The sequence below is a fragment of the Aromatoleum petrolei genome, from assembly GCF_017894385.1.
GTDB lineage: Bacteria > Pseudomonadota > Gammaproteobacteria > Burkholderiales > Rhodocyclaceae > Aromatoleum > Aromatoleum petrolei.
On record NZ_CP059560.1, the window covers coordinates 1,367,906 to 1,390,771 of the forward strand.

The 22,866-nt window shown below is 67.7% G+C and carries 23 protein-coding genes and 1 pseudogene; 9 read left to right on the forward strand and 15 right to left on the reverse strand.

Annotation, left to right across the window (positions count from 1 at the left end):
• Nucleotides 1–83: 83 nt before the first annotated feature.
• From ToN1_RS06190 to uraD, 3 genes are read left to right on the forward strand one after another with little or no spacing between them, the layout of a single operon-like run.
• Entirely contained in the window at nucleotides 84–1,502 is a 1,419-nt protein-coding gene (locus ToN1_RS06190) for a nucleobase:cation symporter-2 family protein (RefSeq protein WP_169208504.1), read from the forward strand.
• Nucleotides 1,503–1,556: 54 nt separating this feature from the next.
• The gene (locus ToN1_RS06195) at nucleotides 1,557–2,423 is read left to right on the forward strand and encodes a hypothetical protein (protein WP_169208505.1); all 867 of its coding nucleotides are present in this window, start codon (nucleotides 1,557–1,559) and stop codon (nucleotides 2,421–2,423) included.
• Nucleotides 2,424–2,466: 43 nt separating this feature from the next.
• Nucleotides 2,467–3,030, forward strand: a complete 564-nt coding sequence (uraD, locus tag ToN1_RS06200; protein ID WP_169208506.1) for a 2-oxo-4-hydroxy-4-carboxy-5-ureidoimidazoline decarboxylase — start codon at nucleotides 2,467–2,469, stop codon at nucleotides 3,028–3,030.
• Between the two features lie 90 nt (nucleotides 3,031–3,120).
• Here uraD and ToN1_RS06205 read toward each other — a convergent pair whose 3' ends face one another.
• Nucleotides 3,121–3,783 carry a GntR family transcriptional regulator gene (locus ToN1_RS06205; protein WP_210148040.1) on the reverse strand — a complete coding sequence of 221 codons (663 nt, stop codon included), beginning with the start codon at nucleotides 3,781–3,783 and terminating at the stop codon, nucleotides 3,121–3,123.
• A 291-nt stretch (nucleotides 3,784–4,074) separates the two neighbouring features.
• Here ToN1_RS06205 and ToN1_RS06210 point away from each other — a divergent pair, with 291 nt between their 5' ends.
• The 4 genes and pseudogenes from ToN1_RS06210 to ToN1_RS06225 all read left to right on the forward strand — a co-directional run bounded on the left by ToN1_RS06210 (nucleotide 4,075) and on the right by ToN1_RS06225 (nucleotide 7,811).
• Complete coding sequence (locus ToN1_RS06210; protein WP_169208507.1) at nucleotides 4,075–5,445, forward strand: C4-dicarboxylate transporter DctA; 1,371 nt, start codon at nucleotides 4,075–4,077, stop codon at nucleotides 5,443–5,445.
• 78 nt (nucleotides 5,446–5,523) lie between these two features.
• Nucleotides 5,524–6,557 (forward strand): annotated as a pseudogene (gene alc / locus ToN1_RS06215) (allantoicase).
• A complete protein-coding gene (locus ToN1_RS06220; protein WP_169208509.1) occupies nucleotides 6,554–7,087 on the forward strand; it encodes an ureidoglycolate lyase in 534 nt (177 codons plus the stop codon). Before alc ends, ToN1_RS06220 begins: the two are co-directional and overlap by 4 nt.
• Nucleotides 7,088–7,295: 208 nt before the next feature.
• A complete protein-coding gene (locus ToN1_RS06225; protein WP_169208510.1) occupies nucleotides 7,296–7,811 on the forward strand; it encodes an AmiS/UreI family transporter in 516 nt (171 codons plus the stop codon).
• A 22-nt stretch (nucleotides 7,812–7,833) separates the two neighbouring features.
• Here the strand turns inward: ToN1_RS06225 and ToN1_RS06230 are convergent, their stop codons facing one another.
• From ToN1_RS06230 to ToN1_RS06275, 10 genes are all read right to left on the reverse strand, one after another.
• Complete coding sequence (locus tag ToN1_RS06230; protein WP_169208511.1) at nucleotides 7,834–8,181, reverse strand: GFA family protein; 348 nt, start codon at nucleotides 8,179–8,181, stop codon at nucleotides 7,834–7,836.
• Between the two features lie 43 nt (nucleotides 8,182–8,224).
• Nucleotides 8,225–8,866 (reverse strand): glutathione S-transferase, encoded by a 642-nt coding sequence (locus ToN1_RS06235; RefSeq protein WP_169208512.1) that lies wholly within the window; start codon nucleotides 8,864–8,866, stop codon nucleotides 8,225–8,227.
• Nucleotides 8,867–8,911: 45 nt separating this feature from the next.
• Nucleotides 8,912–9,319, reverse strand: coding sequence for a hemerythrin domain-containing protein (locus tag ToN1_RS06240; protein WP_244860984.1), 408 nt, complete (start codon nucleotides 9,317–9,319; stop codon nucleotides 8,912–8,914).
• Between the two features lie 383 nt (nucleotides 9,320–9,702).
• Entirely contained in the window at nucleotides 9,703–13,221 is a 3,519-nt protein-coding gene (locus tag ToN1_RS06245) for a WD40 repeat domain-containing protein (protein ID WP_169208514.1), read from the reverse strand.
• On the reverse strand, nucleotides 13,218–14,768 hold the full coding sequence (locus ToN1_RS06250; RefSeq protein ID WP_244860985.1) for an SIR2 family NAD-dependent protein deacylase: 1,551 nt from the start codon (nucleotides 14,766–14,768) through the stop codon (nucleotides 13,218–13,220). The genes ToN1_RS06245 and ToN1_RS06250 overlap by 4 nt, the downstream gene beginning before the upstream one ends.
• A 130-nt stretch (nucleotides 14,769–14,898) precedes the next feature.
• On the reverse strand, nucleotides 14,899–15,276 hold the full coding sequence (locus tag ToN1_RS06255; RefSeq protein WP_169208515.1) for a hypothetical protein: 378 nt from the start codon (nucleotides 15,274–15,276) through the stop codon (nucleotides 14,899–14,901).
• Nucleotides 15,277–15,439: 163 nt separating this feature from the next.
• Entirely contained in the window at nucleotides 15,440–15,886 is a 447-nt protein-coding gene (locus ToN1_RS06260; RefSeq protein WP_169208516.1) for a VOC family protein, read from the reverse strand.
• A 50-nt stretch (nucleotides 15,887–15,936) separates the two neighbouring features.
• Complete coding sequence (locus ToN1_RS06265) at nucleotides 15,937–16,401, reverse strand: SRPBCC family protein (RefSeq protein WP_169208517.1); 465 nt, start codon at nucleotides 16,399–16,401, stop codon at nucleotides 15,937–15,939.
• A gap of 97 nt (nucleotides 16,402–16,498) precedes the next feature.
• A complete protein-coding gene (locus ToN1_RS06270) occupies nucleotides 16,499–16,993 on the reverse strand; it encodes a hypothetical protein (protein WP_169208518.1) in 495 nt (164 codons plus the stop codon).
• Between the two features lie 105 nt (nucleotides 16,994–17,098).
• Nucleotides 17,099–17,614, reverse strand: a complete 516-nt coding sequence (locus tag ToN1_RS06275; RefSeq protein ID WP_169208519.1) for a DUF4184 family protein — start codon at nucleotides 17,612–17,614, stop codon at nucleotides 17,099–17,101.
• 214 nt (nucleotides 17,615–17,828) lie between these two features.
• On the opposite strand from ToN1_RS06275, the gene ToN1_RS06280 reads away from it, so the two are divergent.
• On the forward strand, nucleotides 17,829–19,508 hold the full coding sequence (locus tag ToN1_RS06280) for an ExeA family protein (RefSeq protein ID WP_169208520.1): 1,680 nt from the start codon (nucleotides 17,829–17,831) through the stop codon (nucleotides 19,506–19,508).
• Between the two features lie 2 nt (nucleotides 19,509–19,510).
• The gene (locus tag ToN1_RS06285) at nucleotides 19,511–20,323 is read left to right on the forward strand and encodes a general secretion pathway protein GspB (protein WP_210148041.1); all 813 of its coding nucleotides are present in this window, start codon (nucleotides 19,511–19,513) and stop codon (nucleotides 20,321–20,323) included.
• 17 nt (nucleotides 20,324–20,340) lie between these two features.
• Here ToN1_RS06285 and ToN1_RS06290 read toward each other — a convergent pair whose 3' ends face one another.
• The 4 genes from ToN1_RS06290 to ToN1_RS06305 all read right to left on the reverse strand — a co-directional run bounded on the left by ToN1_RS06290 (nucleotide 20,341) and on the right by ToN1_RS06305 (nucleotide 22,725).
• Nucleotides 20,341–21,249, reverse strand: a complete 909-nt coding sequence (locus ToN1_RS06290) for a LysR family transcriptional regulator (RefSeq protein WP_169207588.1) — start codon at nucleotides 21,247–21,249, stop codon at nucleotides 20,341–20,343.
• A gap of 11 nt (nucleotides 21,250–21,260) precedes the next feature.
• A complete protein-coding gene (locus tag ToN1_RS06295; RefSeq protein ID WP_210148042.1) occupies nucleotides 21,261–21,848 on the reverse strand; it encodes an ankyrin repeat domain-containing protein in 588 nt (195 codons plus the stop codon).
• Nucleotides 21,832–22,323, reverse strand: coding sequence for a hypothetical protein (locus tag ToN1_RS06300; RefSeq protein WP_169207587.1), 492 nt, complete (start codon nucleotides 22,321–22,323; stop codon nucleotides 21,832–21,834). The genes ToN1_RS06295 and ToN1_RS06300 overlap by 17 nt, the downstream gene beginning before the upstream one ends.
• 75 nt (nucleotides 22,324–22,398) lie before the next feature.
• The gene (locus ToN1_RS06305; protein ID WP_169207586.1) at nucleotides 22,399–22,725 is read right to left on the reverse strand and encodes a DUF2917 domain-containing protein; all 327 of its coding nucleotides are present in this window, start codon (nucleotides 22,723–22,725) and stop codon (nucleotides 22,399–22,401) included.
• Nucleotides 22,726–22,866: the final 141 nt, after the last annotated feature.

Consider the following 22,866-nt stretch of genomic DNA (forward strand, 5'->3'; position numbering starts at 1 on the left):
CCTAGCCTGCAACACCCCCGCAACACCATTCAAGCCCCTATAGCGCCCGCAAGAGGCGCATCGAAAACCAAGGAGACACAAAGATGGTGCAGCATTCCCGGGCGCATTCCGCGCCCCACCCCGCCCAACAGCCCGATGCGGTCGACGAGCGCCCGGCCTCCGGCCGACTGCTCGCCCTCGGCCTGCAACACGTGCTCGTGATGTATGCCGGTGCAATCGCCGTACCTCTCATCGTGGGCGGCGCGCTCAAGCTCCCCAAGGACCAGATCGCACTGCTGATCAACGCCGACCTGCTGTGCTGCGGAATCGTCACGATCATCCAGGCATTGGGCATCGGCAAGTTCGGCATCCGTCTGCCGGTGATGATGGGCGTCACCTTCGCCGCCGTTGGCCCCATGGTCGCGATGGCCGGCAATCCGGAACTGGGCATCAACGCGATCCTCGGTTCGGGGATCGCGGCGGGCCTCTTCGGCATCGTCTTCGCGCCGCTCGTGTCACGTTGCCTGCCGCTGTTCCCGCCCGTGGTCACCGGCACGATCATCGCCGTGATCGGCATCTCGCTGATGCGCGTGGCGGTGAACTGGGCGGCCGGCGGGCAGCCCACGATCCGCGACGCGGCCACCGGGCAGATGGTCGCCAACCCCGCCTACGGCGCACCCGAGCATCTGGCGATCGCCGCCATCGTGCTCGTCACGGTGCTGCTGATCACCAAGTACGGCCGCGGCTTCCTCGCCAACGTGTCGGTGCTGCTGGGCATGGTCGTGGGCTTCCTGATCTCGATGGCGCTCGGCAAGGTGAACTTCGCCGGCATCGCGGAGGCGCCCTGGCTCGCGCCGGTATATCCGCTGCAGTTCGGCATGCCGACCTTCGACCCCGTTTCGATCGCGACGATGTGCGTGGTGATGCTGGTCGTGATGGTCGAATCGCTGGGCATGTTCCTCGCACTGGGCGAGCTCACCGGACGCAAGCTCAACCAGGACGACCTCACTCGCGGCCTGCGCACCGACGGCCTCGGCACGCTGCTCGGCGGTATCCTCAACACCTTCCCGCATACCTCGTTCTCGCAGAACGTCGGCCTCGTCGGCGTCACCGGCGTCAAGAGCCGCTGGGTCTGCGTCGTCGGCGGCGCGATCCTGATCGCCTTCGGCCTCTTCCCCAAGATGGCCAACGTCATCGCCTCCGTGCCGCAGTTCGTGCTCGGCGGCGCAGGCATCGTGATGTTCGGCATGGTCGCCGCCACCGGCATCAAGATCCTGATGGGTGCGGACCTGCGCAACAACCGCAACAACCTCTATGTCGTCGCCGTCAGCGTCGGCCTCGGCATGATCCCGCTCGTCGCCCCGACCTTCTTCCACCACCTGCCCAAGGCCCTCGACCCGCTGCTGCACAGCGGCATCCTGCTCGCCGCGATCGCTGCGGTGGTGCTGAACGTGTTCCTCAACGGCACCTGCCGCACGCAACCGGGCACGCCGGACGAATTCGGGGCGGCGGCCGCGCACTGAACAAGAAAAGGCCACGCGCCATCACCACAAGCCACACCACAAGGAGACAGCAGCATGAAACAGAAGGCCCTCGCCACCATCGTCCTTGCCGCCGCCGCGCTCGCGACGGGCGCCAGCGCGCACGCGGCGACCTGGAGCGACACCTTCGTCGGCTACCGCTACGGGGAGAAATTCACCGAGCCGGCCAACCACGAAGACGTGCAGAAGCACGTGCTCGAATTCACCCATGTGAGCGGCTACGCGACGGGACAGAACTTCCTGACCCTCGACGTGCTGCAGTCCGACGACAAGGACCCGGCACACGGCAGCGACAACGGTGCGACCGAGTTCTACCTGGTCTATCGTCACCAGTTCCACCTCGGCAAGCTCCTCGACCGCAGCCTCGCCTTCGGCCCGGTCAAGGAGGTCGCTCTCACCGCGGGTTTCGACCTCAACACCAAGAACACCACCTTCGCGTCGAGGAAACGCCTGCTCGTCGTCGGGCCGACACTGAAGTTCGACGTGCCGGGCTTCCTCGACGTGAGCCTGCTCGCCGCGCGCGAGTGGAACCACTGCGGGTTGGGCGCGCCCGCCTGCCCGCGCTCCGACATCGTCTTTGACCCGCAGTGGATCCTCAGCGCCGCGTGGGGCATTCCCTTCGAGCTCGGGCCGCTGCCGCTGAAGTTCCAGGGCTTCGCCAACTACGTGTCGGAAAAGGGCAAGGACTACTCCGGCACCGACACCGAACCCGAAACGCTGATGCGCGCCGCGCTGATGCTCGACGTCGGCCGCATGGTCACGGGCCGCAAGAACACCTTCTTCGTCGGCGTCGGCTACGAGTACTGGCGCAACAAGTTCGGCAACCACGAGAACAAGGCCGGCCGCAGGAAGGCCGGCATCGACACGGATTCGCCAACCCTGCAGATGGAATGGCACTTCTGAAAACGCGGCCACGCCGCATCAACCGGATCAACGAGAACGCTTTATGGACGCCAGCAACCTACATCCTCTCACCGTCGCCGACATCTCCGCGCTCGGGCGCGACGATTTCGTCGCCCGCCTCGGCGACATCTTCGAGCATTCGCCGTGGGTCGCCGAACGCGCCTGGGTACAGCGCCCCTTCCGCGACGTCGATGCGCTGCACGCGGCCATGGCAGCGGCGGTCGACAACGCCACGGCGACCGAGCAGCTCGCGCTGATCCGCGCCCATCCCGAGCTCGCCGGCCGCGAGGCCGCCGCCGGCACGCTCACCGCGGCGTCGACCGGAGAACAGCGCGGCGCCGGGCTCGACCGCTGCAGCGCCGAGGAGCTCGCGCGCCTGCGCAGCCTCAACGCCGCCTACCGCGAACGCTTCGGCTTCCCCTTCGTGATCGCCGTGAAGGGGCGCAGCCGCTACGAAATCATGGACATCATCGAGGCACGACTGAAGAGCGATGCGGACACCGAGTTCCGCACCTGCCTCGACGAGATCGCGAAGATCGGCCGCCTGCGCCTCGACGCGCTGTTCGCACGCGCGACGTTCCCCATGCACACGACGACCGCTGCATGACTCCCTGAAACTGCGGCGAGCACCTTCTCGCCGCCGACCCCGCGCGCCGGTCCGGGCCACGAGCCCCGACCGGCGTTCAACTTCGGGACTTCAGACGAAGATGCCCCACCAGCGCAAGGTCTGGTTGAAATGCTGACGCACCGCCTCCGCCGCCGCCTGCTCTTCGCCACGGAGGACCGCGTCGATAATCCGCAGATGCTCCTCCATCGCCGGCACGATGCGATCCGGCAGCAGCGGACGCGAATGCTGCATCACCGAGATCCGATCACGGTTCTGCGCGTAGATCCCGCGTACCGTCGCATTTCCGAGCGACTCCGAAAGCGTGCCGTGCAACGCCCAGTCGACGGCCATCGCCTCGCGCTGCAGCGAGGGCGTGATACCGTTGCGCGCGGCGTCGAGCAGGCGCACATGCACCTCGCGCAGGGCTTCCAGCCGCTTGCCCTCGCCCTGGCGCACGAGGCGCCGCGCCCCCTCCTGGTCGAAGATCAGGCGCAGGTCGAAGTATTCGCGGATCAGATCGGGCGTCGCTTCCATGACTGCGACACCGCGCTTGGGCAGCACGTTGAGCAGCCCAGCCGACTCGGCGCGCTTGACCGCCTCGCGCACCGGAGCGAGCGGCAGGTCGACCATGCGCGCAAGGTCGGGCATCGACACGAACTGACCGGCGCGCAGCTGGCCGCCGGTAAGCATTGCCTTCAGCGCATTGAAGGCTTTTTCGGCAAGCAGCAAACCTTCCCCGTCCGGCATGTTCATACGTCTGCCCTCTCGATGATTCCCCGAATGGTACACATGTGCCGCGACAGCGGAAATGTCGGCTGGCATGCGAGAGCGCTCCATAAAGAAATTTTTATTGACGGATAAGTGACACGCTATCTAACATGTCAGTACACATTTGAGAACGCATCCGCGGTGGGCACATCGATCCCGTGACCGCTCGACGGATGGCCGAAGCCCCGGGGCATCCACACCAAAGACCCGAGACGACACGGCGCAAGAGCGGCTGCGGCAACGCGGCCACCCACATCCCGGTTCGAGAGGTGAACCATGCATAAACGTTTTCACAAGACCCTGTTCGGCCAGGTGGTCATCGCCCTGATCCTTGGCGTCGTCGTCGGTTTCGTATGGCCGGAGTTCTCGGTCCAGCTCAAGCCACTGGGTGACGGCTTCATCAAGCTCATCAAGATGATCATCGCCCCCCTCGTCTTCTGTGTCGTCGTGCACGGCATCTGCAGCACCGGCGACCTGAAGAAGGTCGGCCGCGTCGGCGTCAAGGCGGTCGTGTATTTCGAGATCGTCACGACCTTCGCGCTCGCGCTCGGCATCCTGCTCGCCTTCGTGCTGCAGCCCGGCGTCGGCATGAACGTCGACCCCAAATCGCTCGACGCCTCGGCGATGAGCGGACTCACCGAGCGCGTGCATCAGGCGACCAGCACCGTCGACTTCCTGATGAAGATCATCCCCGCGACCTTCTTCGACGCCTTCGCCAAGGGCGACATCCTGCAGGTGCTGCTGATCGCGATCCTCTTCGGCTGCGCCGTCGCCGCCCTCGGCGAACGCGGCAAACCGGTGACTGCCGCGGTCGACAGCCTCGCGCACGTGTTCTTCAAGCTGATCGGCTTCATCGTCAAGCTCGCGCCGCTCGGCGTTCTCGGCGCCATCGCCTTTACGGTGGGCAAGTACGGCGTCGGCTCGCTCAAGCAGCTCGGCATGCTGGTCGCGCTGTTCTACGTCACCTGCGCGATCTTCGTCGTCGGCGTGCTCGGCTTCATCCTGCGCCTGGCCGGCTTCAACATCTTCAAGCTGCTGCGCTACCTGCGCGAGGAACTGCTGGTCGTGCTCGGCACCGCCTCGTCCGACTCCGTGCTGCCGCAGGTGATGCGCAAGCTCGAGCTCATGGGCATCAAGGATTCGACCGTCGGTCTCGTGATCCCCACCGGCTACTCCTTCAATCTCGACGGCTTCTCGATCTACCTGACGCTCGCCGCCGTCTTCATCGCCCAGGCCACCAACACTCCGCTGTCGCTCGTCGACCTGCTCACGATCCTCGCGATCTCGCTGGTCACCTCGAAAGGCGCCCACGGCGTACCCGGCTCGGCAATCGTGATCCTCGCCGCGACGCTCTCGGCGATCCCCGCGATTCCCGCAATCGGGCTCGTGCTGGTGCTCTCGGTCGACTGGTTCATGGGCATGGCGCGCGCGCTGACCAACATGATCGGCAACTGCGTCGCCACCGTCGTTGTCGGCGTGTGGGAGAAGGACATCGACCGCCAGCGCGCCCATCAGGTCCTCGACGGCAAGATCACGATCGACATCAACGCCCTGGCCGGCACGCCCGCGCCCCACGCAACCGTTCCGGGCCCGCTCGCAGCCGAGGCCCTGCCCACCGAACACCTGGCCGCCGCCCGCAGCGCCTGACGCGGCACCCGAACAAACCCGCCCGCGGCCGCCAGAGCCGCGGGTATTGAAACCACCAACCCCGGCAAGGAACACATCATGAGTCACAACACCGGCAGCATCCGCATCGCCGAACCCGCCGTCCTGCCCGACTGGGCCGCCCGCTCGGTCGACCTCGCCAACCCGCGCATCGGCGCCAAGGCGCTGTACGCCTCCGACGACTTCTTCGCCGAAGTCGCGCGCATGCTCAACCCCGAACCGGCGCAGTTCATCCCCGGCAAGTACGACGACAACGGCAAATGGATGGACGGCTGGGAAACCCGCAGGAAGCGCAGCACCGGCCACGACTGGTGCTTCGTGAAGCTCGGCCGCAAGGGCACCATCCGCGGCTTCGACGTCGACACCAGCCACTTCACCGGCAACTACGCCCCGGCGGTGTCGATCGAGGCCACCGTGAGCGAGTCGGACGACGTCGCCGCGTTGAAGGACGCGAAGTGGGTCGAGATCCTCGCCTCCACCTCGCTCTCCGGCAACAGCCATCATCTCTTGCGCGCGAACTCCGACGCCGCCTTCACCCACCTGCGCGTGAACATCTACCCCGACGGCGGCATCGCGCGACTGCGCGTGTATGGCCAGCCGGTCGGCGTGTTCGAAGGCACGGGCGATGCGCTCGTCGATCTGGTCGCGCTCGAGAACGGCGGCCGCCCGGTGGCGTGGACGACGCCCACTTCGGCACCGCCGCCAACCTGATCCTGCCCGGGCGCGGCATCAACATGGGCGACGGCTGGGAAACCCGCCGCCGTCGCGAGCCCGGCAACGACTGGTGCATCCTCGAACTCGGCGCGGCCGGCACCATCGAGAAGATCGAGGTCGACACCGCCCACTTCAAGGGCAACTACCCCGACCGCTGCTCCATCCAGGCCGCCTTCGTCGAGGGCGGCACCGATCAGTCCCTGATCACCCAGAGCATGTTCTGGCCCGTGCTGCTGCCCGAGCAGAAGCTGTCGATGGACGCGATCCACGCCTTCAGCGAGCAGATCGCCAGGCTCGGCCCCGTCACCCACGTGCGCCTCAACATCATCCCGGACGGCGGCGTCTCGCGCCTGCGGCTGTGGGGCAAGGTGGCGCGATGAACGCACTGCCCTTGCGGGCGGAGGTGCTGGCGTCGCGGCACATCGTCGCCGAGCCGCTGACGCCCGAGGCCTTCGCGCCCTTCGGCGACGTCATCGAGGCCGGCGACGCGGTGCGGCAGTTCCCGATCAATGGCGGCAACACGATGCGCTACCACGATCTCGCGAAGATCGACCCCGGCCCGGACGGGCACGCCATCGTGTCGATCTTCCGCGGCGAACCGCGTGCCCTGCCCTTCCCGGTCGAGATGATGGAACGCCACCCGCTCGGCAGCCAGGCCTTCGTGCCGATGTCGGGCCGGCCCTACCTCGTCGTCGTCGCCCCCGCCGGCGCCCCGCCCACGGCGCGGGACCTGCGCGTCTTCATCGCGCGTGGCGACCAGGGCGTCAACTATGCGCGCGGCGTGTGGCATCATCCGCTCCTCGCGCTGGATGGCGTCTCGGACTTCGTTGTCATCGACCGCGCAGGCAACGGCCACAACTGCGACGAAGTGACACTCGCCGAAACCGTACTGATCGACCTCGATCGCTAAGGCCCGCAATCAGTGCCGTCGAGCCCTCTCCGACGCAGCCGGGGACGTGCGGCGTGTTCGCGGCGCGGCGAGGACTGTCTGAGCAGGCAGCGCGGAAGCGCGCTGCACTGCGAGTTCCGCAGCCGCAGAGCGGACACGCCGCACGTCCCCGGCGATTAGCAGCACCAATCACACCCCCGGCGCCACCACCCCAATCTCACTCTCCACCATGCTTCTCGGCCTTTCTCTCTTCTACGTCGGCGCCGTCCTCATCCTCAACGGCCTGTGGATGCTCGGACGTATCGGCGACCGCGAAATCCCCGTGATCAACTTCTTCGCCGGCGGCGTCACCCTGCTCGTATCGCTCAAGCTCGCCTTCGGCGAAGGCGCCGACGCTGCCTCGATCAAGGCGGCCGCCTTCTCACTGCTGTTCTCCTTCACCTACCTGTGGGTCGCGCTCAATCGCCACAACGGCGCCGACGGCCGCGGCCTGGGCTGGTTCAGCCTCTTCGTCGCGATCACCGCCGTCCCCGTCGCCATCGACACGCTCGCCGGCGCGCACACCGGCTGGGACCTGTGGCTCGGCGCCTCATGGGCCGCCTGGAGCGTGCTGTGGCTGCTGTTCTTCCTGCTCCTCGCGCTGCAGAAGCCCCTCACCCGCGTGACCGCGTGGACCGCCATCGTCCAGGGCATCGTCACCGGCTGGCTGCCCGGCTACCTGCTGCTCAACGGCACGATCGGCTGAAGGACGCCGACGGGCGACCCGATTATCGCGAACGCCCGTCGAAATGCTTCACCGGCAGCGAGGCGAGCTTCACGCCTTCGAGGCAGCGCACGTTGATCGCCGCCATCGCATGCCCCTGCGGATCCGTGCCTTCGCCGAAGGGGTGGATGCCGCAGGTCGGGCAGAAGCGATGCTTGATCGTGTGCGTGTTGAACGTGTAGGTGCTCATGTTCTCCTCCGGCGTCAGCAGGCGCAGCTTGTCGCGCGGCACGAACCACAACAGCGCCCCCTTGCGGGTGCAGATCGAGCAATTGCAGTCCATGACCTGCGTGAGTTCGCCCTCCACCTCGAAGGCAATCCGGCCGCAGTGGCAGCTCCCCTTGTAGATCATCGCCTGATCTCCCGTGGTCGAGATTGATACGATGCGATCCGACTCACGCCGCATCGCGCGCCAGGTAGGTTCCCGCCCCGTGAGGCGCGGCGCGGAACTCGGGCAAGGCTTCCGCCTGGGCCGAGTACGCCGCGAGCGTCGGGAAATCCGAAGCCGCCACGACGTCGGGCACCATCTGCTGCGCGAAGTGCCACGCGATCGCCGTCGTCACGCCTGCCTGGTCGATCGTTTCGCTCGTGGCCTCGAGCGGCCGCTGCTTCAACTCCTGCTCCAATGCAGCGAAGGCAGCAAGTAACTGTCCCGACACGCGCTCGACCCACGGCCCGTGCTGCTTCTCGGGCGGACGCTGGCCCCGCTCGTAGATGATCTGCACGCTCTTCTCGCACGCCGCCAGCGCGAGTCCGATCACGCGCAGCGCGTGCTGCAGCGCCGGCACCGCTGCGGGCATCAGGCTGCGCGGCCGCGCGAGCGCCTCCGCATACTGCAGGATCAATGTCGAATCCATCAGCACCTCGCCATCATCGCAGATGAAAGTGGGCGCCTTGACGACAGGATTGATCTGGCGGAACTGGTCGAAAGTGCGGAACACCGACAAGGACTGATGTTCGAAGCGCAGCCCCAGCAGTTGCAGGGAAACCGCGACGCGGCGGACGTAGGGTGAATCGAGCATGCCGATCAGCTTCATAGCGACTCCTCGAGTACGAATCGATCCAGGCTGGCGAGAGGCGCCTCACGCCGCAGGAAGGTACATCGGATAGAGGATCTCCTCCTCCCGCCGGATGCGGCTTACCAAGGCTTTGCCGATCGCGGCGAGATCCTGCCGGAAGGGCCCCGCGAGTTCCGGGTGGTGCCCCAGGTCCTGGTACTTCCCCAAGAAATCGACCACGGTGCGGCCGATGACGTCCATCTCGTGTCGGAACTCGCGCATCATGCGGTGACTGACTGCGTCCCCCCGCAGGAAATGCTCCAGATAGACATAGAGCCGGACGTTTTCCTTGAGCAGGTGATCCATCAGCGCGGCTCGGAACTCGTCCAGCCGGCTCCGCACGACATCGAGCCGCCCACCGTCGAGGGCGGCAGCGATGGCCGAATGAATCTCCAGCAGGGCCACGTGATCCCGCATCAGCGCGGGGATCAAGCCCGGATCGTGCCGGATCTGGGTGCCCGGCGCCGCAGCCCCCGTCGGCGAACTTGCCGGCGGTTGGACCGCCGCACCCCCGGATGATTCCCTGGTTGCCGCCGCGGCCGGCGCAGACCCCTTGAATCTGCCGAACAGCTTGTCGAGTAGGAACATCTTGCCCCTCTGCGAAACAATGGTCATCCGCCAACTCGAGCGCGGCCGGATTCCTGCGTCTGCACCGGGACCTCACGGATACGGGATTCGAACCGCCGAGCGATCCAAAAAGCATACACGGCCTTCATGACGGGTTCTACCATGCTCGGATCATGGGAATTCGTCCCCCCGTGCGCCGCGCATCGGGCAGCGCTCCACGGCGCGATCGGGAAACCGAACTCGGGTCGCTACTCCTCGCCATTTTCGGTCTCTCGCCGGAGTCGCGTCGCCGCAGCGTAGAGCTCATCGAAGCGCAGCAGGGACACGTGGAAGGTCTTGTCGCTGCTGGCCGTCGCCAGACGGGTCCCGTCCGGGCTGAAGGCGAGGTCGCGCACATCGTTCTTGTGCACGGTGATGGTCTTCGCGAGTTCGAGCCGGTCCATGTCGAAGATCCTCACGCCGGCATCGTTGCACGCGACAGCAAGCTGCCGGCCATCATGGCTGTATGCGATCGCGGAGCAATAACGCACGCCGTCGATGATGAAGGTGGCGGCTGGTTCCGCGCGCGGCATGCCGAAGGCGCTGACCGGCCACAGGTACACCCGGCGCTGCACGACCGCGGCGACATGGGTGCCATCGGGGCTGAAGGCGAGCTCGGCAATCCGCGTGCCGGATGCACGTGCCGTTTCCGACAGTTCGATCGTACCCACGTTCTGCGCTGAAAAATCCCACAGTCTGAGCTTGCCGTCGTAGCCGCTGGTCGCCCACCGTTCTTCCTTCGGGTGGAAGGCGACCGACGACGCCTGGACGACGCTCTTGCCGGCGTGCGACACGCCCACGGCGGGGAAACCGGCGCCATCCAGCTCATACAGCCACGCGTAACCGTCGGCCCCCGAGCTCGCGAGCCGCTTGCCGTCGGGGCTGAACGCCAACCCCCGCAACTGGTCCTTGTGCTTCTGCAGGATCGCCGTCTGGGCGCCGGTCGCGACGTCCCAGAGCCTGACCGTGTTGTCCAGCCCCGCCGTGGCGACCTGCGTCCCCCCGGGCGCGAAGGCGACACGGAACACCTGGCCGGTGTGGCCGCGCAGCGCATGGACCAGGGTCGGCGCACCGCCGGACAGGTCCCATATCCTGGCCGTGCGATCGCTGCTGCCGGTCACGAGCAGGCGTCCGTCGGCGTTGAATGCGAGGCTGGTCACGGTCTTGAAGTGCCCCTCGATGTTCCAGAACTTCACCGTCCCGTCGCGACTCGCGGTGGCGACATTGCGACCGTCCGGACTGAACTTGACCGCCTCGACGAAGGACGTGTGGCCGCCCAGCGTCAGCAGGTTCTCGCCGGTTTCGCTGTCCCAGATCCTCGCCGTGGAATCCCCGGCCGAACTCGCGATGTACCGCCCGTCCGGGCTCACGGCGACATCGCGCACCCGGTCGCCGTGGCCGGCGAGGATGCGCACGCTCCAGTCCGGATGCTGTGACAGCTCGGCGCCCGGCGGCGGGTTCGAGCCGCCCACCCGGCCGAGCAGTTCGTCGAGCGTCTCGCCGGCGGGCTGCCACACGCGCACCCAGGCGTCACGGCTCGCGGTGACCAGGGCCTTGCCGCCCTGCGTGAACGCCACCGCATCGCTCGCCTCGGTCAGCGGCAGCCGCAGGATCTCGGCGCCCGTCTTCAGGCTCCACATCCCGGCGGCGGTCCGGGCCCCGTCGCCCCGCTCCACGCAGGCGGTCGCGAGGCAGCAGCCGTCCGGGCTGAAGGCCAATCCCATGACCCAGGCGCCGCCCGTATCCAGCGTGGTGAGCGGCACGGTTTCGCCTGCCGCGCCATCGAGATCCCACACCTTGATCGCACGCGCCTTGCGCTCGCCATCGCCGCCCGTCGCCAGGCGCCGGCCGTCCTGGCTGACGGCGAAGGCGCTGTAGATCGGGCTGCCGTGATCGAAGCTACGGAGCGGCGTCTGCGGCGCATCGAGCGCCCACAGATAGGCCTTTTCTTCGGCCGAGGTCACGATCCGGTCGCCCCCCGGCAGGAAGGCGACATTGCGCACCCACTTGTCGTGGGAAAAGGACGCCAAGGGTGCTTGCGGGCGCCCGCCGGTGATGTTCCACAGCTTGGCCATCTTGTCCTGGTCCGCCGTGGCGAGCTGCCTGCCGTCAGGGCTGAACGCGAGGTCGGACACCCATCGCCTGCTTACCGGCAGGGTCCACACCAGGCGTGAGGCCTGCATCGCCTGGCGCAGGGAGTCCTCCGCTGCAGCTGTCGGCGCCAGGCCGATCCGCGCGGCGAAGGTCGGCGACAGGCCGAAGGGGGCCGTCGCCTCGACCGCCTCCAGCGCGAGATCGAGCGCCCGCCCGGCATCGAAGGGCGCGATGGAGATCGATTCCGCCGCCTTCTGGTTCGCCGCGGACCGCCTCTCTTCCCACGATGCATAGATCCAGCCGGTGATCGCGGCGCCGGCCATCACACCCAGCGCGAACAGCCACTGGCGCAGCGCGCGCTTCGCGGCCTGCTCGCGTGCCTTCCTGACCTCGGCGGCGCGCCCCTGGTCGGCCACGTAGCGGCGGCGCCAGTCGAGAATCGCCGGGGCGAGCACGTCGTGGAACACCTCGTAGCGCGTCGCGTCCGGGCGGTCGGGCACGGCGACGGTGCGCAGGATGCGGTTGCGCGCATCGGCGAGCGCGCCGAGCACGGCGGGCACCCGGGGAGCCAGCTCACCCGCCCAACTGGTGAGGTCGGCCGCGCTGCAGGCCACCTTGCTGCCGGTCGGGGTGACGAGGCGATCGAAGAAACTGGCGCACACCGCCTGGCTGGTTTCGTCCAGTCGGGCCATCGCGTTGTCGAGGTGCGTGCGGACGATCTCGTTCGCGCCCTTCAGACGGTCCAGCGTCGCCCGACGCAGCAGGCAGGACTGCGCCTCGCGTTCCTCCTCCCACAGCCGCACCATCACGAGCTGCAGAAAGGGTGCCTCGATGTAGCCATCCTCCGTCTGCCTGCCGCCGCTGCCGCCGTGACGGCCCGCCGACACTTCGCCGATGCGCACCTCGCGCAGCAGCTCGTCGATCAACCCCTCCTCGATGTCGACGTGCGGCTGCCCCGGCGCCAGCCTGGCGTTCCACACCTCGAGCGGCTTGCGGATGGCCACAGCGGCCCCGGCGGTGTCGAGGTGATTCAGCCGCAGGCGGTTGCTCATCAGGTTGTGGATGCGCTCCTGGAAGCGGTCGAGCTTCGACAGGCTGTCGTCGCGCAAGGCGATGAGGAAGCCGACGTCGACGTCATCGCGATTCACCGCGCGCGCGAACTGCGCCTCGAAGGAGTTCGGGTCGGTGGACTTGGGGTGGTAGAGGAAGTACTCCTCGAACTGGTCGAACAGCACCAGCACGGGGCCGTGCGCCGCCTCGCCGCAGGCGCGCAGGACTTCGTCCAGGGGCAGCGACTCCGCCGGTTTCGGCTGTTCGGCATGCAGTGCCCACACCGCGTCGATGCAGGCACGCTTGAGCGCGAGCTGGAAGTCGCGGTCCACCCAGTTGCGGAACACCACGACGGGCGTCTTCGGCCGCTCGCGGCGCAACTGCGGGATCACCCCGGCCATCAGCACCGAACTCTTGCCGACGCCGCTGGCGCCGTAGAGGATCGTCAGCGGCGAGGAGAGCAGGTTGGAGATGATGATGTGCTGGTCGCGCTCGCGGCCGAAGAAGAACTCGTGGTCGCGCTCCTCGAAGGGCTGCAGGCCGACGTAGGGGCAGCGCACCCGTTCGTCGCTGCCTGCGCTCACGGCGCCATCCTCGAACGCAGGGTGCCGACGAACTCGTCTATCGTCACCTCGTAGGGGTACACGCCGCGCTTCTGCCAGAACTTGAGCTCGAGTTCCGAGAACTGGTCGTCGATGGCCCAGGACTGGATCTCGTCGTCACCCGACGCGGCGGCCCGCTTGGCGAAGAAGCGGTTGAGGCTCTGCAGGATCGTGCGGAAGCTCCAGTCGCGCAGGCTGTAGCCGAGGAACAGCAGGTTGCGGTCGCGGCAATGCGTGGCGAACAGCGCCGGGATCGCCGACTTGCTGGCGATGCGCGACAGCAGCTCGACGTAGTCCGACTCGGTGATCACGAAACTGTCCCACTCGGATGTCTCGGGCAGGATTGACCCGTGCATCTTGAAGATCACGGTGGTCGTATCGAGATCGATGTAGAGCTCGTTGGGCGCCGGCGTCTGGGGCTGCGTCGCCCCGTGCGGCCACCACAGGACGGCGTTGCCGAGATCCTTCAGCTCGGAATACACGACCAGGTCATACGGCCGCTGTGCGGCGCGGAAGGCCTGCTCGATCAGCGTGTCGTAGTTGCTGGTGATGATCAGCAGCGGCCGGGAAACCTCCGCGAGGAAGCGGTACAGCGAAGGAATGGTGACCCCGCCGAGCGCCTGCGGCGCGAGGATCTGGCGCAGGCGCTCGTGCAGCGCGTCGCGCGTGTGGAAGGCCTCGTAGTACGACGCGACCTCGGCGAGCTGATCGCGCTCCTTCTCCGACGGGAACTCCGTGTCGTCCGCAAGGAAGAGCGACAGCTCCGCGCCGCTGGGCAGGAACTTGGGCTCCTGCGGATTCCAGCGCGCATCGGCCGGACGCCCGGAATGGCTGATGCCGTTGCCGATGATCGGCACGACCATGCCCGAATTCAGCGCCTTGACGATGCGCCCGTACGGGGGCGGCGCCTTGATCCGGGTTGCGCGCACATCCGCCTTCCGTGCGGCGAGTTGTTGTTCCACGAAGGCCCGCAGGTCGAGCCGCAGGCGGTCGCGGAATTCCTGTGGCGTCTCGTATTCGGCGTAGCTGCCCTTCAGCGAACCATCCGGGTTGCGAAATCGCTCGAAGAACGCCTTCACCCGGCGGAACTGCTGCACCCGCTCGTCGAAATCCGGATCGTCCGGATCACCGAAATCGGGCTTGCCCTTGCGGTGATAAACGAGGATGCAGGGCGGCGGCCTGGCCGCCAGCGCATCCTCGTACTCCCATTCGGTGCCGGACAGATACGGGCTGCCGTCGGGCCGGGTGCAGGTATCCGGCAGCCGCGTGCCGAGTCGCGACCACAGGATGACGATGACGGCGTCGCATTCCGACGGCTTGGCGAGGCCACGATTGACGGCTTCCTGGGGGCTGAGCGTCGCGGGCATCGACACGGGCGCCGCCGGGTCGTCCCAACGCATCGCCTCGCAGGTGATCTGGCCGCGCAGCAGAGGATCCTTCGGCAGCTCCTGCTCGATCACCTGCTGCGCGAAGGTGCGCTCGTCGGCGACATCCCCCGGTGAGGACAGGAAGAAACGGAGATGCAGCATGCCCGCGCCCTCCCCCGGAATACGTTTGTACTAATCTCCAGAATATAGCTCATACCATCGGCTTTGCCGGCTCAGTACATTTTCCTGCCGCAATGCCGATCGGGTTGCCGCTACGACGCACGAACGCAGGTCAGCGGCTGCAGGATGCGCGCACGTGGGACGGGAAGGCCAGCACGAGGAAGGTCAGCATCAGCACCGCGATGAGCAGCGGCCAGAAGGCGGGCGGGCGCGTGAAGCTGACGTGCTCGACGAGCACGCTCCCCACGCGGTACAGCTGAAAGGCCGCCGCCCCCATGCCGAGCCACCACGCCCAGCGATAATGCTTCAGCAGCCCCCACGCGACGATGACTCCGGTCAGCCCCATGAGCCACGTCAGGGGTTGCGCGAACCGGAAGCTCAGCACGAGGGCATCACCCGAGAGGGTGAAACGGATCACGGCCCCTACGAGCATGATCGCGGCAAAGGTCGCCGCGGTCGCGGCGGCAAGGTGTATGCGGGTAATGGCCATGAGACTCGCTGAGAATTGAACATCGGAGAAGCGCGGCGGGCGTGACGCCGGCAAGGCGTTCGCCGCGGCGAGCAGCAATTCTGCATCAAGCCGGCCGCCTCCGGCATGCGCGATGCGTGGCCGCCACACCTGCCCGTCGATTTCGGCATGCCTTCGCGGCGGGCTATCGCGGCAGGTTGTCCCAATGATCGTGCCGGTCGCGGCGCTCCTGGCGATAGTTCGTCACCTCCAGGCGCACGCCGTCGGGATCCTCGAAGAAGGTCGCCACGTAGTCCGGCGCATAGTCCGGATATCGCTTCGGCTCCGATGCGTCGATACCGAACCCGCGCAGCATCTCCGCCACGTCGCGCACCTCGGCCTCCGAATCCACGCGCAGGCAGAAGTGATGCAGCCCCGGCGCATAGGGTTCGTGCTTCGTCGCCACGCGCGCGGGCCGCAGCACGAAACCGAACTGCCGGTTGTAGTACTGGATGTGAGGATCGCCCGCCAGCGTGAAGCGGTTCTTGCGGAAGCCCAGCGCCTCGATCAACACGCGGTCGTAGAAATGCTCGGACGCGGGCAGGTCGGAGACGGCAAGATAGATGTGGTCGATTCCGATGACTTCGGCCATGTCGCACTCCATTGGTCGGCAGGGGTCTGCGGGGACGTCCGCGTGCAGGCTCAGGCGACGTTCTTCACTTCGGCCGCGAGACGGTCGAGGTTCTGCTCGTTCGCCTCGGTGACGATGTCGGCGATGCGCTGCCGCTCCGCGGCGGTGTCGAACACCTGCCGCCAGCCGACCAGCGTCCGCTCGCCCTGCGCCGCCAGCGTGATCGTCAGCAGGAAATGATGGCTGAGCACGTGCTCCACGACGATGCGCTCCGGCGCGACGACCTCCACGAACACGCTTTCGTTCTTGTAGTCCTTGCCATCCGGCCCGTGCATGACGAAGCGCCACCCGCCGCCGGATCGGAAATCGAACTCGTGGAAGGTGTTGCTGAAGCCCTTCGGCCCCCACCAGCGCGCGAGGTGCGCGGGGTCGCTAAAGGCCCTGAAGACGCGTTCGCGCGGCGCATCGATCAGGCGCGAATGCACGAATGCGTGGTCGTCCGTGGATCCGGTAGTGCCTGCGGGTCCTTCGTTCATGCTCATCCTCCTCTTGTCGCCAATACCGGAGCGGAACAGGGGATCCCGCTTCCGGAACCGCCTTCACGCCGCACGTCCTTCCGGCATGCGACGGCGCTCAGCCCGCGATGTTCCCGCAAAATATGCTCAGCCCCCCGTCCGCCGGTGCCGTGAGGACATTGATGGCGTGCGGCGTCTCGCGCAGTTTGCCGAGGGATACCGGCGCGACGTTGGTGAGGGTGACCGGTCCGCGATAGGCCGCGATCGCGCCGGGCCACCCGAGAGGGCTCGCCAGCACGTGGTCGGTCAGCTCGTAAGCCGGACGTTCGCTCATCGCCTCGCAGCGCCCCCCGTGGATGTAAGTGTAGAGATGGATCGGGCGCGTGGCATGGCTCGGCACGTTGCTCAGTTGCAACGTCACCGTCGTATCTCCTCCGTGCGAAACGAGCATCGCGCTGCCGATTCGTCCCGTGTTGTGCCGCGTCGCGGTCAGCGGCACGTGCAGGATTTCCCCGGCCGCCGCACCCTGCATCTCCCGCCCGGCTCCCGTGCCGGCGCACCCGGCGAGGACAGCGAGCAGCGCCACCCCCGGCGTGAACCGATTCTTGCCCATTGTCGTCTCCTTGCAGACAAGGGAATCACGTTCGTTTGACCGCCGGGGAGGCCATTCGTCAGCCGACGCCGGCGGCGGCCGGCTCCACCGCCGAAGGGCACCGCCTCATGGCCTCGACGCCCGCGGTGCAGCAGCGCGTCGGGCCAGACGAGCGGCAAGCGCGAAATACAGCACGGCGCCCATTACCGCCGAGCCGACGCACAGCCAGTGCAGCGCCTCGATCGAGATGATCCCGTGCAGGCGATTCGCGAGCGAAACCGGCCAGAACGGCTCCACGTCGCCGTGCATCACGCTGTCGAGCAGCACGTGGCTGAAGGTCCCGATGGTGGCCGACACGACTGCCACCGGCCAGCCGATGGGCAGGAATTCGGGATGTCCCAGCAGCTTCAGCCCGAGTTCCGACAGGTACTTGCCGGTGAGCGTCGAGACCACCGCCAGCAGCGTGGCGCCCACATAGGTATGCGAGAAGCCGTGCAGATGCCCCTCACCGGTGATCATCACGACCAGCGGCTGGATGTCCATGACGATCTGCGCCCAGCCGAACACCATCAGGGAGAAACTGCCCTGGAGAAAGGCCTTCACGAGGATTCCGGGCCCCATGTGCAGCGGGGTGAATGGCATGGCTGACTCCTGTCGGTCGCGGCATGTCGTCGGACGGGCATGATAAGCGACTCGGCCGCGTTAAACATCGCACGGCAACGCGCACGGACACGCGCCGGGGCGTTTGCGCTCCTTGCCGGGGAAGTGTGAAACTAGCGCAGAACCCGCGCCTGCGGGTGCACTGCCGACTTCCCGCAACGACGCCCGGCCGCTCCGGCGGAGACGAGACGCACGCATGTACAACGAGTATTTCGGGTTTTCCGCGGCGCCCTTCTCGATCGCGCCCGATCCGCGCTACCTCTTCATGAGTGAACGTCATCGCGAGGCGCTCGCGCACCTGCTGTACGGGCTGCGCGTCGACGGCGGCTTCGTGCTGCTCACGGGCGAAGTCGGCACCGGCAAGACGACGATCTGCCGCTGCCTGCTGGAACAGGTGCCGGACGGCTGCGACATCGCCTTCATCCTCAATCCCAAGCTCGACACGCTGGAACTGCTGGCGACGCTGTGCGACGAGCTGCATGTGCCGGTCGCAGGCGCCGAGCACTCGGTGAAGGTGCTGGTGGACCGCATCAACCGCCACCTGCTGGACGCCAATGCGCGCGGGCGCAAGACGGTTCTGATCGTCGACGAGGCGCAGAACCTGTCGAACGAAGTGCTGGAGCAGCTGCGCCTGCTGACCAACCTCGAGACGAACGAGCGCAAGCTGCTGCAGATCATCCTGCTGGGCCAGCCGGAGTTGCGCGAGCGGCTTGCACAGCCCGAGCTGCGCCAGCTCGCGCAGCGCATCGTCGCGCGCTATCACCTTGAGCCCCTATCGCGGCAGGAGGTGGGCGCCTACGTGAATCACCGCCTCGCAGTCGCCGGCGGGCAGCAGCGGCTGTTTCCCGACGCGGTGATCGACCGCCTCTACCGCCTGAGCGGCGGCACGCCACGCCTCATCAACGTGATCTGCGACCGGGCGCTGCTCGGCGCCTACGTCGAAGGCAAGACGAGCGTTGTCCGCAGCACACTCGACAAGGCGGCGGGCGAAGTGCTGGGCTCGGTGCCACGGGCATCCGCGGCACGGCGCATCGCGCTCGCTTCCGCGCTCGGCATCGCGCTCGCGGGCGGCGCAGCCGCGGCCTGGCATTACGGCCTTGCGGTTCCCGCGTCGGGAACGACGACACCCGTCGCAGCGGCCCCTGCCGCGCCCGAGCCTGCGCCGGTCGCCAAGGCGTCGGTCGCGGGCAGCACGGACGCCGGTGCTCAACCTGTCACCATCGCAGCCGAACCGGCCGCGACAACACCGGAGAAGCCGATCGCCTGGCCGAAGCCGGAGGAGCATTGGCTGCACGAGGTGATGGCCGTACGCAGCCTGTTCGCCTTGTGGGGGCTGGACGCGCGGCTGCTGGGCATCGACGACGCCTGCCGCCTCGCCGCGCGCCGCGATCTCGGCTGCCTGCGGCGCGAAGGCGGTCTCGACGAGCTTCGGGCGATGAACGCGCCGGCCATCGTCGAACTGCGCCAGGCGGACGGACCGAACTTCCTCGCCACGCTGCTCGGGATCGACGGCGAGCGCGCCCGCATCGCCTTCGCCGGCGACACACACGACGTATCGCTCGACACCCTACAGCGGCAATGGCACGGCAACTACACGCTGCTATGGCGGACACCGCCCGGATGGCACCGCACGGTCGGCACCGGCATGCGCGGCAGCGATGTCGTGTGGGTGGTGCGCCAGCTCGCGCGCTGGGAGGGGCTCACGGAACCCGAGGCATCCCCACGCACCTACACCGCGCAGGTCGAGGAGCGCATGCGCGCCTTCCAGCGCAGCAACGGCCTGCCCGAGGACGGCGTGGTCGGCCCGCTCACCGTCGTACGCCTCGCGGTCCTGTCCGAACCCGACACGCCCGTCCTGACGAAGCAGGCCCGATAAGCATGTCCTACATCCTCGAAGCCCTGCAGAAATCCGAGCACGCGCGCCATCGCGGCAAGGTGCCGGACCTGAACACGCTACCCGAAACGACGCCGAGCGCGACCGTTCACCGGACCGCGCCCCGCCCGCCCTACCTTGCGGCAGGTTTCGCGCTCGCGCTTGCGGCGGCGATTCTGGGCTGGTGGCGCCCTTGGCAGGCGGCGGAACCGCACGCGGCCGCAACGCCGCCGCAGGCGACGCAGAACATGCAAGCGGACGCCGCCCGAAGCGTCGCCCTGGCTGCACCGGCGGCGCCGCAAGCGGTGGCACCCCAGCCCGCTCCGCCCCCTGCTCCGCCGGCGGCCAGCGCTCCCGCCGCACCGCCGGCACTCGCAGCGCTCGCGCCCGAGCCTCCGCCTGCCGCCGCACCCCAAGCGGCGAAAACCGCGCTCCCTGTCCCGACGACACGCCGCGAACCGCCGGCATCAGAACGCCCTGCGCCGGTCGCCAGGATCACGCCCCCCGCACCGCCCCCTGCTCCGTCCGCCACCCGCATCGCCACGGCGACGCCTGCGGCACCGGCACCGAACCGCAAGGCATCGGACGGCCACATCCTGAACATCCACGAACTGCCGCCCGCAGTGCGCGGCAGCCTGCCGCGCCTCGACATCTCCGGCTTCGCGGCGGCGCCGGATTCGGACAAGCGCATGGTGGTGATCAACGACCGGCTGGTGCAGGAAGGCGAGGAAGTCGCGCCCGGCCTGACGCTCACCAGCGCCGGCAAGGACGGCGTCGTGCTCGACTTCCAGGGCTACCGCTTCCGCGCGCAGCAGTAGGCGCGGAGGGCGGCGGCTTAACCGCGCTCCCAATAGCCGGGCGTGTTGTAGATACCCTTCAGGTATTCGATGAAGTGCCGCACCTTGGCCGGCAGGTAACGCTGCTGCGGATACACGGCCTGGATGTCGTAGGTCGGCGCGGCGAACTCGTCGAGCACCGTCACCAGCTCGCCGCGCTTGAGCTCCGCCTGGATCTCCCAGGTCGAGCGCCAGCCGATTCCGAGGCCCTGCTTCACCCAGCTGTAGAGCAGCTCGCCGTCGTTGCAGTCGAGGTCGCCATCGACGCGTACCGCGACGAGCTTGCCGTCGCGCACGAAGCTCCAGCCGCGCTGCTGCCCGCCCTGCAGGTTGAAGGCGAGGCAGTTGTGGCGGGTGAGATCCTCCAGCACGCGCGGCTCGCCGTGGCGCACAAAGTAGCCCGGCGTACCGCAGACGACGCGGCGGTTGGGAAACAGGCGGACGGCGACATAGTTCGGATCGGTGACCTCGCCGATGCGGATGCCCATGTCGTAGCCCTCGCGCACCAGGTCGACAACGCTGTCGGTGAGGTTGAACGACAGCTTCAGCTCCGGGTAGCGCGCCTTGAAGGCCGGCGCGTGCGCGGCGACGTGGCGGCGGCCGAAGGCCGCGGGGGCGGAGACGACGAGGTGGCCGCGCACCGTATCGCGGCCGGCGCTGACGCTGGTCTCGGCCTCGTCGAATTCGTGGATCAGGTGGCGGCACTGCTCGAGGAACTGCTCGCCGAGGTCGGTGAGCGTGAGGCCGCGCGTCGAGCGGTGCATCAGGCGCACGCCCAGGCGCTTCTCCAGGCCGTCGAGGCGGCGCCCCATGACGACGGGCGTCACGCCCTCGACCAGCGCGGCGGCGGCGAAGCTGCCTTTTTCGGCGACGAGGACGAAGCTGCGGATTTCGGTGTAGCGGTCCATGCGGGGTCCGGTCAGTCGTGCGAACGGTTCAGGGTCCGGCGCCGCCGTTCGTGCTCGGCGAGGAGTTCGGCAAATTGTACGAGCCCGGCACGCTCGGCCATCTCGCGCGGCGTCTCGTAGTCATCGATGCGCGTGCGCAGCGTCGGGTCCGCCCCCGCCGCCAGCAGGCACGCCAGCGCCGCCAGATTGCGCTCGCCCTCCGCCATGTGCAGGGCGGTGTAGTCGTTGATGCCGCGCTGGTCGGGGTCCGCCCCGAAGGCGAGCAACAGATCGAGGATCTCCACGACGTCCTTGCGGCCGCGCGCGCCGGGATGCGGATTCGTGCACGACAGCGCCGCGATCAGCGACGAGAAGCCGCCATCGTCCGGCGCATTCGGGTCGGCGCCGATCTCCAGCAGCGTGCCGATGAACGCCAGCGGGCTGTGGTAGATCGCATATTCGAGGCAGGACCCTACGGTGATCGGCATCGGCCCGTTCGGCACCTGCGCGGGGTCATCGACCGAGGCCCGCAGCGCGGCGAGATCGCCGCTGCGGAAGGCCGCGTCGATCCTCGCGAACTGCCGGTATTCGGCGCAGCGCTCCTCATCCGCCCTGGACATGCCTTCCCCGCTCGTCCGCCCGCAGGCACTGGGGCGCACTCACGACCGGCGCTCCGGTCGCACCTTGCTCGAAGCCCTTCGCCTCGAATGCGATCTCGCCCCTGGGCCAGTTGATCGCAATCGTCCACACCTGCGCCACGTATCGCTCCCGCGGCTCGTCGCGGCGCTCGATGGCATGGATCGAGAACGGCCCCATCGCCGCGCTCGGGCCCGCGTAGTCCAGCGACAGCCGCAGATTGGTCACTTCCCGAAAGCGCAGTGTCGCCGGCACGATGCGAAAGCGGCAGCCTTCCGCATCGCACAGCCACTCGACGATGTAGTCCAGGTCGAGAACCAGCTCCCCCGCCCCGTATTCACCCTCGACGAGGCGCAGCGCATGGACATGGCAGTCGTGCCAGGACATCTCGTCGAACTGCCGTTCGGTCCAGTGGTAGTCGGGCATCGGGACGGGGCACGGGGCGGTTTCCCGCACCATGCCAGGTTGGTGATGCCCTGCACTGTACCGCATGCGGGCGGCCGCGCGGTCGCCCCCCTCCCGCACCAACAACGATCAGACCGCCGCTCCTGCAGCGCCAACGGCACGCTGCGCACGCGGACGATACACGCGGCTCAGCAGGCGGCTCGCCCAGCGGATCGGCCACGGCGCGTCGGCGACCAGGCGCACGCTGCCGCGCGGCACCCCTTCGATCAGCACCAATCCCTTGGTGACGATGCGCATGCCGTCGCCGGCGTCGAGGAAGAAGTCGCCCGCCTGCCCTTCCGCCGTCACCCAGATCCGTCCGCGGGCGCACTCCACGCGCAGCCCACGGGCGTCGCGCAGCGCGAGCGGGCTCCATTCGTCCAGTTGGATCGTTCCACTGCTCGACAACAGGCGCATGATCGCTCTCCCGAAATATCCATTGAAGGTGCAATGCCAGTCTAGGAATCGCGACCGCGCCAGTACAGACACACGGAACCGAAATTGACATCGATACAGTTGGCGATTTTTCAAAGTGTACCGGTCGATTTCGACCCCAAC